The organism is bacterium SCSIO 12696 (assembly GCA_024397955.1).
Taxonomy (GTDB): Bacteria; Pseudomonadota; Gammaproteobacteria; order Pseudomonadales; family Porticoccaceae; genus SCSIO-12696.
Map to the genome: position 1 here is coordinate 629,222 of CP073744.1, position 16,429 is coordinate 645,650.

A 16,429-nucleotide genomic window follows, 5' to 3' on the forward strand; every position below is an offset into this window, starting at 1 on the left:
AATTATTGGCTTGATTCTTTTCCCGGATTCCCTAGAATAGCCGCCTTCCTGCTTACCAAGCAGAAGACCTACTATTTGGCGCGGTAGCAAAATGGTTATGCCGCGGATTGCAAATCCGCTGATGCCGGTTCGATTCCGGCCCGCGCCTCCACTCTTTATATGTACCCTCCTGCCCGGATGGTGAAATTGGTAGACACAGGAGACTTAAAATCTCCCGACCTCACGGTCGTGCCGGTTCAAGTCCGGCTCCGGGCACCAATAGATACAAGGGTTTCGGCGAAATTGATCCTTTTCGTTATGGCTCCCAAATTCACAATAATAGACATATAGTAGACAAATGTTTAAAGCACTAGCTTTTACGCCTATGGGTAGAAAGTAGCCCGAGTGCTCAACATCAGCTAATTGAGCATTTACTCCCAAGTTCAGCAAAAGCACTGGGAGTCGAATAATGAACAAGCATACTCCTCAAGAGCTTTGTCAGATGTTTAGTGCTATGGAGCTGGCTGAGATTCTTGGTTCTACTTAAGAACCGCCCAGAATTATCAATCGGGCAACAGCAAACCTTCATTAGTAATAATTCGCTTATTATCACTTATGGTTAACGAGCGCATCATGCCAGATTCATGGCCTGAACAAATGCGCTTTGTTGGTGACAATATGTATACCGGCTGCTCAGATAAACCACTAACCTGGCAACACCTCCAACAATATAACTGGGTAATTGGCGAGTGGTATCACTCTATGACGTTTGCAGGCAAACTAGTAAAGCAGGTGCAGAGTTTAAAGGCTAAACTGCCGCCAGAAACTACTGACACCACTCCACCTAGCGAAGCAAGCCTTATTCCGTTCAATAGTCGCGGCAAAGGGCCTCATGGCTGGGGTGTAAGGGGAATGCGTAGACTCTAGCCAACCAGCGCCAATACATACTTTTAGTTACGTCTGGCTATTTTATAGTTGCTAACTGCTGACAGATGTCCGGCCTAGAGCCGACTTTTTATGAATCTGCCTATGAATATGAAAAGGAAATGAATATGACGGAACAAAATACTGAGAAACAGGTATGCGGTATTGTTATGCCTATATCAGCTACCGATGGCTGCGGTAAAGATCACTGGGCTGAGGTTCTTCAGATTATTTCTGATACTGTCGACTCGGCAGGGCTTGAAGCAAACCTGGTTAGCGAAGCTGATGATGTTGGCTCAATACACAAACGTATTGTCCAAAATCTATACGAGAACCCCATAGTCGTCTGTGACGTTAGTGCGAAGAACCCTAATGTAATGTTTGAGCTTGGCATGAGGCTGGCTTTCGATAAGCCTACAATCATTATTAAAGATGACAAGACTAGCTATTCCTTTGATACGTCAACTATTGAACACCTGGAGTATCCGCGCGATCTAAGGTTTTCGACGATTGTTACTTTTAAGGAAACATTAACCAGAAAGATAAGCTCAACATTGGACAAGTTCCGTGATGATAGTGCGACGACTTTTTTGAAGCATTTTGGAGAGTTTAAGGTAGCAAAAATTAGCACTAAGGAAGTAGGAGCTGAAGAAATTATTCTGGAAGAATTAACCAATATCAAAAAGCAATTAGGCGCTTTAAAAAGCGATATTTACCGAGGCAAGAGTAGCCCGGAGTTTAACTATATCAGCAGTTTGTCTGACTCCATCATTAGGAAAAAGGATCCAGATCAGTACCTGCTGAATCTCTCTAGGGTTTCTGTAGATGCTCGGCATCAAGTGATGGAATATGCTCTCAACGATTCTCGTGTAAAAGCTATCGCGCCATCCGAATCCGTAAAATCAGAAAATGAAATATTTGTTTTGTTTTTTAATGAAGGCACCCCTGTTCGCTCTGAAAGGCGATTTATATCAGCCCTTCGCGACAAGTATCCTGAGATTGAAATTGAACCGTTATTTAGAACAGCAAAGTCGGCCATGAAAGACGCACTACGTGAATTAGATTCTATATGACTTGATCGGCGAGTATTAGTCTGACACCTGTGATTAACTTAGGCTTTAATCTGCCTTAGATTTATCACAGGCATCGGCCGAGTTACTGCGACTATTCAGCCTGGCTAGAAAAGGCTACAACTCGCTCTGGTAGATCGTTGGCTATCAAGTAAGCGGAGACGATCCGTAATTAACTATTAAGGACATACTCCACTTTTAATGGCGCATCTATGCTCTCACCAATATCGGCTAATACGGGATGGTCATCAACCATCTTGATCATACCGCTTTGCTCTATAATAAAATCTGCAAAAAAAATAGCGTCTGAGTAATAAACTAACGAAGATACTTTATAATTACCCTGCTTATCCTTACCAAATATTTGGGGATGGCGAAAAATTTTATCAAGACAATTTATGTCGCAACCATCCGGAATATACGGGCTGCCAAGGTGTTCTACAATAAAAAATGGACCCTCGTCACCTCTAACGAAAAAACAAAAAAAAGTGAGATACTGCATCGCAGTACTCTCATTGACATTTATACCAGCTTTACCGTTGACCTCATGGATCGGAGGAGAGCGCCCATCCAGTCGCCAAAAATCCTTTCCATCAGTTAATCCACAAAGGAGGGATCCTTTCGGCTGCCAATGAGTATAGCTGACAGTTACCAATTCAATATTATTGTAAAACGGCAAATCATATGTTTCGATACTACAGTTTTCTAAGACATCTACCAAATTTGGTTCTAGCTCCGAGAGCGACTTTCTCACTAATTTTGTCAATGACCCTCTAGGTTTGGAAGATTTTTTTTCTAAACAGAATGATGGCTTCACGTTACACTCCTAAGCAATCAAATTAGACCAATGTCTCTTGTGCAAAAAATTACTATTTCTCAACCGAAGGGGAAAAAAATTCACTTTCAAGCTCCCTAAATTGGTCTAAGTCAATAACCGATGATAGATCCGAAGGCTTTCTTCCCCAGCTATCAAGTGGTAGAACGAATCTGTACTTTTGAGCAGTTTTTTTAAATATCTCGACTTTACCTTGAATAGCGTGGCTGTGAAAAATAGAGTAACTCATGTCTCCCTGCCCAATTAATCGATCTACTCCACGCTTTATCAACTTCTCAGCATACTCGTAGTCCTCATCTCGTAAAAATCTGTCTAGCAGCATAGCTTGCACTGTGTCATCCGATTGTAAATCATCAATTCGATCTGTTAATTCTTTGCGAACGGATGATGCTTTTGTCTCACAAGCGAGGCTTACTATATCCTGAAAGCTGCTATTCAATAAGCTATTATCGATAATCCCTTCAATTAGGCACTTCGATATGACTATATAGTTCTTTTTCTCTATCAAAATATCCAAGCCCGTTTTGGTTACAGGCTCTTTGGAGATGTGTTTCACAACATGAGAGTCGACAAGAGCAATAGGTGACTGGCGCAGTAATCGCATAATTATATTGCTGTCAGTACTTTTTAAGATCTCCACCCTCATAGAAGACGTCATGTCTTCATACTTAGTAGGCATTCTGTCATCCCGCCATAAAACCCGACGTACCTCCTTATACCTTTCCGCCAAATCAAATACTGTTTTTCCGTTGTTGTCGCGAGAGGTCAGAACTGGGCCATTTTCGTTTACCAATAGTACTTGTACAGTTTTTCGTGCATTTAATTTTTGTTCGTCATTTGGAAACTGATCAAATACGCTTAAATGCAAGAGTGTCTGATTAGAATGGCTAGTATGAGCTTTAGAGCGAGCATTGCAATCTGACAACAATAACCGGACAATCTCATGCATACCTTTTTTAGCGGCAATCATGATAGGGGTGTCTCCTTCTTTATCCCTCTGTCGTAACACGCTGTTAAAGACAGAGGTCGAAACGGAGCTATTCAAGAAAGATTTTACAATTTGAGAATGACCTTGACTCGCTGCAATATGTATCGGATTCCGCAATTTAGTGTCTAGGCAGTTTGGATCAATGAATCGAATGAGCCGATCAAAGCACTCAACAGAACCACCCCATGAGGCGTGATGCAATGCTGTTCTTTTATGTTCATCTAAATAAGAAGTATCTGTCTCCCTATCAATTAAATCTTCAATCACATATTGATTGCCACTGTGTGCGGCACGACTCAACATATTTCTCATGCCCGGGGCCACAACCATATTTATGTCGCTGATACGGTCGATCATCGCTCTGTAATTTTGATTGGCATGCTCTTGAATAGCGTTTTGTATTGGGTGCCAACCGTCATCAGAGTAAATATCATCAATACTTTCCAAACGTTCTAAAATCCAAGGTGTCGCAGGTCCGTCTGACCAACTAGCATCATGCAAAATGGTATCTCCACGACCGCTTTTAACTCCAATAACCGCTTTGCTTTTTGAAAAAAATCTATCTAGTAGGTCCACAAGGTGATATTCCGCCGCAATATGAATGAATTTCTTTTTATAAATAGACGATTTCACAACTGCTTGCGGAGTGCTCGCGTTTAAAAATACTCTTTCAGCATACTGACGGAGCAAGAGATCATCATCATTCAATTCCTCTTTGCTATCCATATGCCAATGATAGGACTGTAACACCGACGCTGCTACATGAATGCTTTCTCTGCTTTTTTTAACAGGTGAATTTTTATTTTTAGCCCACTTTTTTGCCTCTGTTCGAAGCCAGCCCTCATCTCGTAAATAATCCTGTTTATATTCAAACCACGCGCGAGCAACGCTCCAATGATCCAGCACTGCTTGATGAACCAATTTATAGCGAAAAGCGGCATCCCCACTTGTTTGGTTAGTATCATTGGCTCTTACAAGTAGACGATTACGTAGAAAAGAATCCACTATCTTCGATTTATAGCTACTGACAGGGCTGCTTAGCAAAGTTTTATGCCCATCAACATGCAGAGCCACATAGGGTGTTAGAAAATTATTTAGACTATTTAAACCTTCTTTATTGCTTTCCAAGTATTTCGCGTATAACACGCTCTCACCTGCGGAATACCACGCTTGCTCTGCTAAATTATGAATTGTAAGAGAAAAATCGACTTCCTCTTCCAAATCACTCAGCTTAATAACTGCATTCTCTCGGTTAAAGCCAGTACTGTTTGTAGTCGAATTACCACGTTCAACCAGTTCTACCGTCGCTCTATCTTCGAACTTTTCGAATAGGTTAGCTAGCCATAAGCAGGCCAATGGCAGGGGTGAAGCGGATAGATTCTCAAGGTTAGCATCTTGAAACTCATTCCACTTTCGTTTTATTTTTTCTAACAGGTCGTCGCTGAGTGTAATACCTGCCTTGCGAAAACCTTCGACGGCAATTTCCTCAATATCATTTTCGTTAACGTCAACGTCGATAACTTTAGCCGTTAGTCCTATGATCTTTTCGATATTTAAATTCTCAAAAGATTCATACCTACTACTCTCTAAGGTTCCTACCAGCGTAAAGTGATCAGTATTTGACAGACATTTGAGAAAACTTAAAACTTGCTGCCATCCCGACAAGTGGTTTTTATTAGTCGCCGTGCGACCCAGATCATCTATAATTTCTTCGAATTGGTCTAGCGCTAAAATCAAGTTCTGATTAGTATTGGCTAAATGCTTGATAATTCGTTCTGAAAAATATTCGCATTTTTTTCGCCGTGCAATATTGGCCATTTCCGAATGGCTAACCACTAGTCCCAATATCTCAGCCATTCTATGGAAGAGTATATCTAGCTGTTCTTCGGAATCATTTACAGGTTCAACTTCTGTTGGTCGGACCGCTAATATAAGGTCGCCTTGATCTCTTAGTTTGCTTAAAAGACCGCACTGAAGCAATGATGACTTACCACAGCCGCTGCGGCCTTTTAATAAAACAAAATTGGTAGAGTCGTTAGCTATTGTACTGAGTAGCTTCTTTTTTTGGTCTTCTCGACCCGGAAGCTCATGCTCTTCATCAATACCCCAATGCGTTAGTTCGAGCTTAAAAGGGTTATTGGGCGATGTGCGGTATAGACGTTTGGTGAGCTTCTTTTTTAGTTGAGCCAGTACCTCTTCCTGCATAGCTTCAGCGCTTTGGAAGTAACCCTTGACACCATAACGGTTGTTAATAAATTTAATGAGGTTAAGCAGTGCTTCTATTTGCGGATCGTAAATATCTTCACAAATTTGGTCTCGTTCATCTCGACTCGTCGTATTTTTCGTTAAGCGATTCCATAAATTTTTACCACCAAAGTCTATCTGCATTTTTGTAAGGTGATTTGTGACGGGTTTAGACGCTACATAACCTATAACAAGGTCACTTTGATCAATATCTGATGAAGAAGTGTATGCTGAGAGCAGCTCAAAGACTGTACCTGTTAATGGAAAATTTCCTTTAGCAAGCTCTTGTCGCTCACTTTTTAGATCTTTCGGCCATGGGTGGAGAACCCCCGCTTCGCCATCACAAGCCCTCCACTCATCCACGCGGCGGTCCCAATGAGGGAGTAGATCATCCTGTAATGGTACGCCGCATCTCTCTCCAAACATACACACCGTCATAAGCACCGAGGAGTATGCAGGGTCAGGTAAACTTTCTTGGACAGGAATACGATCACTGTATTGCAAAGGTTTGTCTTCGAGATCATCTTCCCAAAGAAAAGGAGCCAACATATCGTCTAACCCTCGATCTCTGAGCCATCTTTCAAGCTCATTACGAATGAAATCACGAGATTCCTTTAGATCAGCGGAGGAAGATATAAAGATATATTGTTGTTCCATCAAACTTTTTCCTAGCAAATGTCAAATTACTGTTATTTAGAATACTTATGGCTAAGCAAGCTTTAAGGCAGCTTGATAAGTAATATATTAAAAGCAGCTTAGAAGTTAAGCTAGTACTCAATCTGTTGACATTTATCGGTGATGAGTTGCACTGATTTAGTAGATATGTGTAAATTTAGGTGATACCGCATCAGTAGTCATTTAGCGGAAAAACCCGCGCGTATCGTGCGTATGCAAGCAAACTAAATCTATAATTTTAAAGGAATTTTCTGTGCCGGCCCCGAACACCAGTAACACCTATAACTACCCCCGCAAGCAATTCATAACACCCTCAGAACGAAAATTCTTGCATTCGGTGTAGTCCTCCTTTCACTGACTTTTTCATACCATCGCTTTTAACTGGCATAAACCTCTCTGTTGTTGGTCTACACTTGAACTGTCAGACCGATCAATAACAGGGATTAAGCGTTACCCGTGTACACACCACGGAATACTGATGGATACCCGTCAAACGATCTATATCTCCCCTCTGCAACCTATGTGCAGCCGCCTGAAACCGTGCTGAAAGCACCAACCATGGAGAATCAACCACCTACCCTGCTTGTGATTAATAAAGAACATCCTTTTTGACATTTACAGGAGAAAAGCTATGGAACACTCAAAAAGACTAAAAGATGATCTTAAATCTCAAATTCGTTCCCGTGTTAGACGAGAAAAACGAACCGCTAAAGAGCTGCAGAAATTTTGCGAGGATTATCGATGCTGGGTAGAAACACAAAAGGCTACTGGCACAAAACCGATAACGATTATCGCGGAGGGAGATTCATGGTTTAAGTACATGATTGGCTTTGCCATTATCTGGCATCTTGAGAACTTGCTTGATATTCAAATACTCAACCTCGCATGGCCCGGTGATGAAGTCGAAGAAATGACCACACCCAAAAAATTAAAGCGCCTTGCCAATCAACTCAAGTCAGGGGCGGCCAGCCGAACAAAATTTGATTTTTTCTTGTTTTCCGGTGGCGGTAATGATCTGGTGGGTAAAGATACGTTCCACAAATGGCTAAACCCCTACGAGTCAGGCATGCAAGCGCAGGATATTCTGAATATGCAAACACTTAACCCGGCCCTTGATTTGGTGGAGAGTGGCTACAGAGAAATCATTGCCTTGCGCGACAAGCACAGCCCTAAAACACAACTCATGTTCCACGGTTATGACTATGCCATCCCCAGTGACAAAGGCGTTTGCGGGCGCGGGCCATGGATGAACCCCGGCCTGAAACTCCGCAAAGTACCGGTTAGATTACGCGCCCCTGTGGTCAGGTTATTTTTAGAAGAATTTGATCGGCGCCTGGACAGACTCGCTGAGGAAAATGACCGCATTACCGTCGCGCAAACCCAGGGGGTTCTCGAGGAAAATCATTGGAGCAACGAACTGCACCCAACCAAGTCGGGGTTTAAAAAGCAGGCAAAGGTATTTGAAGCTGAAATACTGAGGCTTACTAACTAAATTCTTACGCCAACGGAAAAGAGGATTCTCTCTTCCGTTGGCTCTGAATTAGAGTGAATCCGACTTCACCAATTCATCCCATGCGGCTTTCAGGTAGACATACATAGACCACAGGGTGAGGATTACCGCCCCATAAAGCAAAACCAAACCGATAATGTGATACACCCTGTCGGTTTCTGGGTTAAAGAACAGCAAGACGCTGATCGCTATCATCTGTAGGGCCGTTTTGACCTTACCCACCATGGAAACCGCCACACTGGCACGTTGGCCAATTTCCGCCATCCATTCACGCAAAGCCGACACCACAATTTCTCGACCGATAATCACCAGCGCCGGTATAGCAAACCAAAAGTAAGGGTTAGCAGCCAACAACAGTATTAGCGCAGCGCTAACACTGAGCTTATCTGCAACGGGATCCAGGAAGGCACCAAAGGGAGTACTTTGCTCCAACTTGCGGGCCAGGTAACCGTCCAACCAGTCGGTGATTGAGCCAAGAATAAAAATACCTGCCGTTACCGGGTAGCGCCATTCCCAAGGCAAGTAAAAAACCACAATAAAGATGGGAATTAACGCAATTCGCATCAGGGTCAGGATATTGGGGAGGTTCCACATATAGGGGGCTCAGTTTGCCGTTCTCAGTATAGTTTGCTCGTTTTTAAGCCAGTCGCTACGCTCACAGTTACTGACTTGGAATTTCAAGTTACTCGTTGTGCAGGGCACTGTAAATAGTTTCTGCCAGTTTTCGACTAATAGTTGGCACTCTGGCCAAATCACTGACCCCGGCTTGCTGCACTTGCTGCAAACCACCAAAGAATTTCAGCAATTCACGGCGTCGTTTGGGGCCAACACCGGGTATGCCTTCAAGGGGCGAGGTGCGGCGCTTTTTGTCTCTTCGCTGCTTGTGGCCGGTAATAGCAAAGCGGTGCGCCTCATCCCGAACCTGCTGAATCAAATGCAATACGGACTGCTCTGCGGTGAGTTCACGATCGCCCTGTTCCGTGGCCAGGTAAAGGGTTTCCAGGCCCGGCTTTCGAGTAACCCCTTTGGCAATTCCCACCAGAGCAACACCCACCACACCCAGCTCAGCAAGAATCTCTGCCGCTTTGTGCATCTGGCCCTTACCGCCATCAATCAGTAAGACATCCGGCAATTTACCTTCCCCCTTTTGCAGCCGGGTATAACGCCGCTTCAGAGCCTGGGCCATGGCCGCATAGTCGTCGCCGGGGGTGATGCCATCGATATTGAAGCGGCGATAGTCCGACTTTGCCGGGCCACTATGGTCGAACACCACGCAGGAGGCCACCGTTGCTTCACCACTGCTGTGGCTGATATCAAAACACTCGAGTCGCTGAGGCACGTCATCAAGCTCCAGCAACTGCCCCAAAGATTCGAAGCGGCTGTTTAATGATGCCAGTGCAGCCACTCGGCCAGACAGGTTTTCGCTGGCGGTTCGGCTGGCCAGTTCAAGCCAGCGAGTACGAGTGCCACGCACCTGGTGCTTGAGTTGCATACGACGGCCAGTCTGCTCACTGAGTACCTGCTCGATCAGCTTGTAGTCAGGCAACTCAGCATTGACCACAATCTCATCCGGCGGATCCGCCGCACCCCTGCCCCGCAAATAGAGTTGCGGCACAAAGTCCGCCAACAATTCAGTCACACTGGTGGCCAATGGCACCTTTGGGTGATAACTGCGGCTGCCCAATATGCGGCCACGGCGAATGTAGAGCACATGCACACAGCTGTGATCCCCTTCCATGGCCGCAGCTACTACGTCGCAGTTGCCACTGCCTGATTCAATCACCTGCTGAGCCTGAACCTTGCGCAACGAAGCTATCTGGTCACGCAGTTCCGCCGCTCGCTCAAACGCGAGTTGCTCAGCCGCCTGTTCCATTTGCTGTTCCAGCTCTTTCATCAGGGAGCCGGTCGTACCCTCTAAAAACAGGCGGCTGTGTTTTACGTCTCTTTTGTAGTCTTCTTCGTTCACCAAGCCCACACAGGGAGCGGTACAGCGCTTGATCTGGTATTGCAGGCAGGGCCTGGAGCGGTTGCGAAAAAAACTGTCCTGGCATTGGCGTACGCGAAAGGTCTTTTGCAAAAAACTCAGGGTTTCCCGTACCGCCTGAACGCTGGGAAATGGCCCAAAATAGCTGCCTTTGCGCTGCTTCATACCCCGATAAAATCCCAAACGGGGGAACTTGTCCCGGTCAGACAGAAAAATATACGGGTAGGATTTATCGTCGCGCAGCAGGATATTGTACGGTGGGCGATACTGCTTAATCAGGTTCTGCTCAAGAATCAACGCTTCGGATTCGGTTTCGGTAACCGTCACCTCTACCCCGGCAATCCGGCTAACCAATGCTCGGGTTTTTGGTGCCAGGCCAGTGTTGCGGAAATAACTGCTCACCCGCTTGCGCAAGTTCTTGGCCTTACCCACATAAAGCACTTTATCGCTAGCATCGAGCATTTGATAAATGCCCGGCCGCTGAGTCAGCTGTTTGAGAAAGGCGGCACTGTCAAAGCCCTGTGTCATAGGCTTTCAGCGGGATCTACCAAACCGTGGCGCACAGCGGCCAGGGTCAGTTCAACGTCATTGCTCACACCAATCTTGTCGTAGATGCGGTATTTGTGGGTATTGATGGTTTTAGGGCTGATGCGCAGTACCGCAGCCACTTCGTTGGCCCTGTGGCCACTGGTAATCATTTGGGCAATTTGCAGCTCTCGCTCAGTCAGCTGGGAAAACGGGGATTCACCCGCCACCCCTGACAAACTGCCCATGGCCATTTGCTGGGCAATTTGCGGGCTGATATAAGGCTTGCCATTGAGGATGGTTTCCAAGGCTATTTTGATCTCTGCAGATTCTGCGTTTTTGGTGATGTAGCCCTTGGCACCAGCGCGCAGCAATTTAGCCGGGTACAATTCGTCGCTGGCGGCACTGAGCCCAATAACCGTTACCTTTGGATGTAAAGAGGTAATCCGTGAAGTGGCTTCAACGCCCCCCATGCCGGGCATACGAATGTCCATAAACACAACATCCGGCTGGTGGTCTCGCACCAGATTGATGGCTTCTTCGCCACAGGTGCCCTCTGCAATAACTTCAATTTCAGGCACTTCTGATAAAAGGCGGCGAATACCCAAACGCACCAGGTCGTGATCATCTACCAGTACTACGCGTATCATCAAATTCCCCCCAGAATTGGCGTTTATAGACTAGCACCCTTGTAAGATATTTCCTACACGATTGGCGCTTAAACAGTTGCTTTTGGCTAGGCTCACTTTATTATCATTTCATCAAAGGCATTAAACGGATGTGAACCTGTGAATAGGTCACCACTCAAATATCCAGTCGCCCTGTTTGCTTGTTTAATATTAGCTGCTTGCGGTGGCGGTGGTGGCAATAGCAACGGTAACACGGGCTCCGGGCAAACAGGCTCTGGTCCAACCAGCGCCGCTCCAACCTTTCAACAAGGGGTATTTGAGCCGGCAAGTAACTTTGCTGCCCGCTGCCAAACACCGCGAACAGGCATCAATCCAGCAACCGGTGGGGCTTATCCGGACCGAGCAGGATCAACGCTTTTGGAAAACTACTGGCTGCGCTCCTGGAGCAATGATCTTTACTTGTGGTATCGGGAAATCGTCGACCAGAATCCGGCGAGCTTCACCAGCACTGCCAGCTACTTTGACGTTCTGAAAACCGACCAGTTAACCAGTAGTGGCAACCCCAGGGATCGGTTTCATTTTACCTTTGATACCGAAGAGTATCGGCAGCTATCCCAATCCGGTGTTGCTGCGGGTTACGGTGCGAGCTTTGCCACATTGGCGACAACCCCACCGAGAAGAATTGTGGTGGCGTACGTGGAGCCCGGCTCAGCCGCAGACAATGCGGGCATCAGGCGCGGCGACGAAGTGTTAAATGTGGACGGTATTGATGCTGTAAACGATGGCACCCAGGCCCAGGTAAACACCCTCAATGCAGGCTTGTTTCCGTCGTCGGCTAACGAGAGCCACCAGTTTACCTTGAGATCCCAGGCTACCAATACGAACTTTGATGTCACATTGCAATCGGCCAATGTCACCTCTACACCAGTACTCATCAGCAATGTAATCCCCACCGCCAGTGGCAACGTGGGCTACATCTTGTTTAATGACCACATCGCTACTGCTGAACAACAGCTGCTGGATGCGGTAACACAACTGGACAACGCCAATGTCTCTGACCTGATACTGGATTTGCGTTACAACGGCGGCGGCTTTTTAACCATTGCCAGCCAGTTGGCGTACATGATCGCAGGGCCTGCAACAACCAATGGGCGCACCTTCGAGCGCCTGGTTTTTAACGACAAACACCAAACCACCAACCCGGTTACCGGCGAGTCCTTGCAACCCACACCATTTCGCACAACCACAGCGGGGTTTTCCGCCACCGCTGGCCAAGCACTGCCCAGCCTTAACCTGTCGCGGGTATTTGTGCTCACCAGCAGCAATACCTGCTCTGCCAGTGAATCTATTATGAATAGCCTAAATGGCATTAATGTGGATGTGATTCAAATTGGCTCTACAACTTGCGGCAAACCCTATGGCTTTTACCCGCAGGACAACTGCGGCACCACTTATTTTACGATTCAGTTTGCCGGTGAAAACGACATCGGTTTTAGCGATTACAGCGATGGTTTTTCGCCCCAGAACGCCACCACCAACATTGGTGAGATCCTTGAAGGCTGTGCCGTAGCAGACGATTTTTCCAAACCGCTGGGAGACACCAGCGAAGCCCTGTTATCGACAGCGCTAACCTATCGCACCAGCCGCACATGCCCCACCCCAACCGCTGTGATCGCCCGCCAGCGAATCGGAAACAGTAGTACGGCACTGGAAACACCCGGTGAAGGCGTCGTTGCCAAGCCACTGTGGCTGCAAAACCGTATCTTGCAATGACTAGCCTGCTGCAAAAATGCGCTATCGGTAAGCGGCCAATAAAACCGCTTCGATTGCTCATTATCTGCGGGCTGTTAGGAGGTTGCCAACACCCTTCCGCACCGACCGGCGTACCAGCGATACTGGCACCCGCCGAAGACAATGAAACGACTCACCCGTTTAGCGACATTATTTCTTTTATGCTAAATGGTGCCTCAGTCACTCTGGCAGCAGACGCTTTTTACAACAACCACGAAGTGATTATCGAGCCACCAAAACTGGGGCGCAGCTTTGAGCGCCCCGACCACTTTCGCCTGTGGTTGGTCGATGGGCATTGCCAGCTGGAGCACGTCGAAAGCAAACGCCAGCTGGTTATTGCCGGGGCCAGTTGCCTACCGGCTACACCGTAATCGCGACCCGCAGAGAATCCAGTCGCAACTCAGCCCCAGACAAATAGCTTTGTAATTGTTCGATTATCTCTTGCAGGTGAGCCACCTCTTCACTGCGGATATTGGGATTCACCGCCGCCAATGCCTGTAAACGCTGCAGTTCCAGCTGCTGCTGTTGCTGCATTTTCTCCACGGCCTGATCAACAAGATCCGCTTGTTGGCCACCGGCAATCACCTCCGCCTTTTCGACCAACTCACTGATTTGCCCGCGCGCATGGCGTACCAGTTCTTGGGCGGTAGCCATAGCCACCTTCTTGCCCAGACGCTGTAAGTGATCTTTTGTAATAACCGCGCTCAAATCACGACCACTGGATTCCACCACCACTCGCACACTGCTGGCAGGCAAATAGCGTTGTACTTGCAATGCACGTGGTGCGGAGCACTGTAAGGTAAACACAGTTTCCAGTAACAAGGTGCCCGGCTTTAAAGGCGGCAATTTGATCGTACAGAGCGCGGTATTGCCAAAATCGCTACCGGCAATCATTTCCATAGCACCGGTAACCATAGGGTGTTCCCAGCTAAGGAAGTGCATCTCCTCCCGGCTCAAAGCTTTATGGCGGCTGAAAGTCACGGTCATGCCATCTTCTAACAAGCCAGGAAACTGTTCACAGTGCATATGATCGCTCGGCTCAAGAACCAGGGCATCCAGGCTGTGGTGGTTGTGCTCCACCCCATACTGGTCAAACACCTGCTCCATAAAGCTGTGCAATTTCTGGGGGCTTTCCGCCTCTGCTACCTGAGCCACCACCTCTTCGGCTTTTTCCGGGTGGCAAGAATTCATTTCCAGCAGGCGATCTCTGCCCTGCTGAAATTGATGCAGAGCGGCATCAGTGGCTATCCGGGCATCCGTCACCAACTGTTCTGTTGCTTCACTATCCCCCTGCAACAAACACTGGTGCAACCTTTCTTCAAACTGACCTTGAATCGCGCTGGCCACCGGACATACCCGTTCAAAGCCATTGAGCCCATCGTGGTACCAACGCAGCAAATTAAACTGGGCACCGGTGTCGTAAAACGGCACGTGAATCTGCACATCGTGGCGCTGGCCGATGCGATCCAGGCGGCCAATACGTTGCTCCAATAAATCCGGGTTTAGCGGCAAATCAAACATCACCAGGTGACGGGCAAACTGGAAATTTCGCCCTTCGCTGCCAATTTCAGAGCACACCAATATCTGTGCACTTTCGTCTTCATCGGCAAAATACGCCGCAGCGCGATCCCGCTGCACCAAACTCAAACCTTCATGGAATACTGCAGAATGCACCCCGACACGCAGGTTCAGATGTTCTTCCAGTTGTTCTGCGGTGGTGGCAGAAGCGCAGATAACCAATGCTTTTTGGTCACGATTGTCTGCCAGCCAATCTACCAGCCATTTCACCCGTGGGTCCAAGGCCAGCCAGCCCTCACCCAGTAATTGTTCCGGGCGAATCAGGGCATCAAGGGAAGCATTGTCAGTGGCGTTTAAATACTCTTTCGGCGTTGGCAGCTTATAGGGTTTTAAATGGCGTTCGGGAAAACCCGCTACCGCATCTCGGGTGTTGCGAAACAGCACCCGACCAGTGCCATGGCGATCTAACAGTGACGTAATAATTTCTTGTTTCGCCTGTTCGCTGTTTTCGCCTTGCAAACCATCAATTAAACGTGGGGCATCGTTTCCCAGATAGTGCTCCAACTGCTCTTGAAACAGGGGTGTTTGGCTTAACTTGTCCGCCATGTCAGTACTGTTTAACTGCTCCACCAGTTCACTGACACGCTGGTATTCACCCTCTTCATTACAAAATGTTTGCAGATCGTAATAACGGTCAGGATCCAGCAATCTCAGGCGGGCAAAGTGGCTTTCAATGCCCAGCTGCTCCGGCGTCGCTGTTAACAACAACAAGCCCTGCACATGCTTGGCCAAACTTTCCACACAGGCGTATTCCGGGCTTACCTGCTGCTCACTCCACTGCAGGTGATGGGCTTCGTCCACCACCATTAAGTCCCAGTGCGCATCCATTGCCTGCTGCAGACGTTGCTCGTGGGCCGTAAAGAAGGACAACTGACAAAGCACCAGTTGTGCGCTTTCAAAGGGGTTGAACTCGTTGCCATCTTGCTCTGCCAACGCGTCGCACCGATCTTCATCAAGAATGGTGAACATCAAATTAAAGCGACGCAGCATTTCTACCAGCCACTGGTGAATCAGGCTGTCAGGCACCACAATCAGCACTCGATTGGCACGGCCAGAAACCAGCTGCTGATGAATAACCAAGCCAGCCTCAATGGTTTTACCCAAGCCCACTTCATCCGCCAGCAATACGCGGGGTGCGTGGCGGGTAGCTACTTCATGGGCGATATACAACTGGTGGGGCAATAGCTGTACACGTGCACCCAGCAAACCCAGCACGGGGCTGAGCTGATGGTTGTGATGGTGCGTTAGCGCCTGCTGGCGCAACTCAAAACGGCTGAGTTTGTCTATCTGGCCAGCAAACAAACGATCCTGTGGCTTGCTAAATTGAACAAAGCTGTCCAAGTCCAGTTCTTCCAACAACTGTTGGCTGCCGCTGGCATCAAGCCCAAGGTAGGAGATATAGCCACCTTCTTCACGCACTTCCAGCACGTTTAGCGTGTCACCATCGGCGCTGCGAATCTGATCCCCAACGTTGTAGCGCACACGGCTTAAAGGCGCATTGTCTGTGGCATAGGTACGTTGTTCACCAATGGCCGGAAAACTGATGGTTACCCGGCGGTTGTTGGCTTCCACAACAATCCCTAAGCCCGCTTCAGACTCAGTATTACTGACCCAGCGCTGGCCGGGAATATATAGGGTTATCGACAAAGGAATCTCACTGAATACAACTGCAAATACGTAGCCGCACATTATACCCG

Annotated in this window: 10 protein-coding genes and 2 tRNA genes; 6 read left to right on the forward strand and 6 right to left on the reverse strand. The window is 47.5% G+C overall.

Annotated elements, in window-relative coordinates; all coding sequences use genetic code 11:
- Window positions 1-77: 77 nt before the first annotated feature.
- From KFE80_02905 to KFE80_02915, 3 genes are all read left to right on the forward strand, one after another.
- A tRNA-Cys gene (locus tag KFE80_02905) sits at window positions 78-151 on the forward strand.
- A 20-nt stretch (window positions 152-171) separates the two neighbouring features.
- Window positions 172-258, forward strand: a tRNA-Leu gene (locus KFE80_02910).
- 773 nt (window positions 259-1,031) lie between these two features.
- A complete protein-coding gene (locus tag KFE80_02915) occupies window positions 1,032-1,976 on the forward strand; it encodes a hypothetical protein (GenBank protein ID UTW45878.1) in 945 nt (314 codons plus the stop codon).
- Between the two features lie 169 nt (window positions 1,977-2,145).
- Here KFE80_02915 and KFE80_02920 read toward each other — a convergent pair whose 3' ends face one another.
- Both KFE80_02920 and KFE80_02925 read right to left on the reverse strand, forming a co-directional pair.
- Window positions 2,146-2,790, reverse strand: a complete 645-nt coding sequence (locus KFE80_02920; GenBank protein UTW45879.1) for a hypothetical protein — start codon at window positions 2,788-2,790, stop codon at window positions 2,146-2,148.
- 52 nt (window positions 2,791-2,842) lie between these two features.
- Window positions 2,843-6,697 carry an ankyrin repeat domain-containing protein gene (locus tag KFE80_02925; protein UTW45880.1) on the reverse strand — a complete coding sequence of 1,285 codons (3,855 nt, stop codon included), beginning with the start codon at window positions 6,695-6,697 and terminating at the stop codon, window positions 2,843-2,845.
- A gap of 649 nt (window positions 6,698-7,346) precedes the next feature.
- Between KFE80_02925 and KFE80_02930 the strand changes: the two genes are divergently transcribed.
- Entirely contained in the window at window positions 7,347-8,207 is an 861-nt protein-coding gene (locus tag KFE80_02930) for an SGNH/GDSL hydrolase family protein (protein UTW45881.1), read from the forward strand.
- 48 nt (window positions 8,208-8,255) lie between these two features.
- Here the strand turns inward: KFE80_02930 and pgsA are convergent, their stop codons facing one another.
- The 3 genes from pgsA to KFE80_02945 form a co-directional block, all read right to left on the reverse strand.
- Complete coding sequence (pgsA, locus tag KFE80_02935; GenBank protein ID UTW45882.1) at window positions 8,256-8,819, reverse strand: CDP-diacylglycerol--glycerol-3-phosphate 3-phosphatidyltransferase; 564 nt, start codon at window positions 8,817-8,819, stop codon at window positions 8,256-8,258.
- An 88-nt stretch (window positions 8,820-8,907) separates the two neighbouring features.
- Window positions 8,908-10,737: an excinuclease ABC subunit UvrC gene (gene uvrC / locus KFE80_02940; GenBank protein ID UTW45883.1), complete on the reverse strand. Its 1,830-nt coding sequence runs from the start codon at window positions 10,735-10,737 to the stop codon at window positions 8,908-8,910.
- The gene (locus KFE80_02945; GenBank protein UTW45884.1) at window positions 10,734-11,384 is read right to left on the reverse strand and encodes a response regulator; all 651 of its coding nucleotides are present in this window, start codon (window positions 11,382-11,384) and stop codon (window positions 10,734-10,736) included. Before KFE80_02945 ends, uvrC begins: the two co-directional genes overlap by 4 nt.
- A 171-nt stretch (window positions 11,385-11,555) precedes the next feature.
- Here KFE80_02945 and KFE80_02950 point away from each other — a divergent pair, with 171 nt between their 5' ends.
- Both KFE80_02950 and KFE80_02955 read left to right on the forward strand, forming a co-directional pair.
- The gene (locus KFE80_02950; GenBank protein UTW46599.1) at window positions 11,556-13,136 is read left to right on the forward strand and encodes a PDZ domain-containing protein; all 1,581 of its coding nucleotides are present in this window, start codon (window positions 11,556-11,558) and stop codon (window positions 13,134-13,136) included.
- Complete coding sequence (locus KFE80_02955) at window positions 13,133-13,525, forward strand: hypothetical protein (protein UTW45885.1); 393 nt, start codon at window positions 13,133-13,135, stop codon at window positions 13,523-13,525. Before KFE80_02950 ends, KFE80_02955 begins: the two co-directional genes overlap by 4 nt.
- Here the strand turns inward: KFE80_02955 and rapA are convergent.
- Window positions 13,515-16,379, reverse strand: a complete 2,865-nt coding sequence (gene rapA, locus KFE80_02960) for an RNA polymerase-associated protein RapA (protein UTW45886.1) — start codon at window positions 16,377-16,379, stop codon at window positions 13,515-13,517. The two genes, KFE80_02955 and rapA, sit on opposite strands and share 11 nt — an antisense overlap.
- Between the last annotated feature and the right edge of the window lie 50 nt (window positions 16,380-16,429).

What these genes read in the sequence shown, in the direction of transcription:
- KFE80_02915 (UTW45878.1), top strand. Translation starts at nt 1,032, where the DNA reads ATGACGGAACAAAATACTGAGAAACAGGTATGCGGTATTGTTATGCCT.
- uvrC (UTW45883.1), bottom strand. Translation starts at nt 10,737, where the DNA reads ATGACACAGGGCTTTGACAGTGCCGCCTTTCTCAAACAGCTGACTCAG.
- pgsA (UTW45882.1), bottom strand. Translation starts at nt 8,819, where the DNA reads ATGTGGAACCTCCCCAATATCCTGACCCTGATGCGAATTGCGTTAATT.
- KFE80_02945 (UTW45884.1), bottom strand. Translation starts at nt 11,384, where the DNA reads ATGATACGCGTAGTACTGGTAGATGATCACGACCTGGTGCGTTTGGGT.
- KFE80_02930 (UTW45881.1), top strand. Translation starts at nt 7,347, where the DNA reads ATGGAACACTCAAAAAGACTAAAAGATGATCTTAAATCTCAAATTCGT.
- KFE80_02955 (UTW45885.1), top strand. Translation starts at nt 13,133, where the DNA reads ATGACTAGCCTGCTGCAAAAATGCGCTATCGGTAAGCGGCCAATAAAA.
- KFE80_02925 (UTW45880.1), bottom strand. Translation starts at nt 6,697, where the DNA reads ATGGAACAACAATATATCTTTATATCTTCCTCCGCTGATCTAAAGGAA.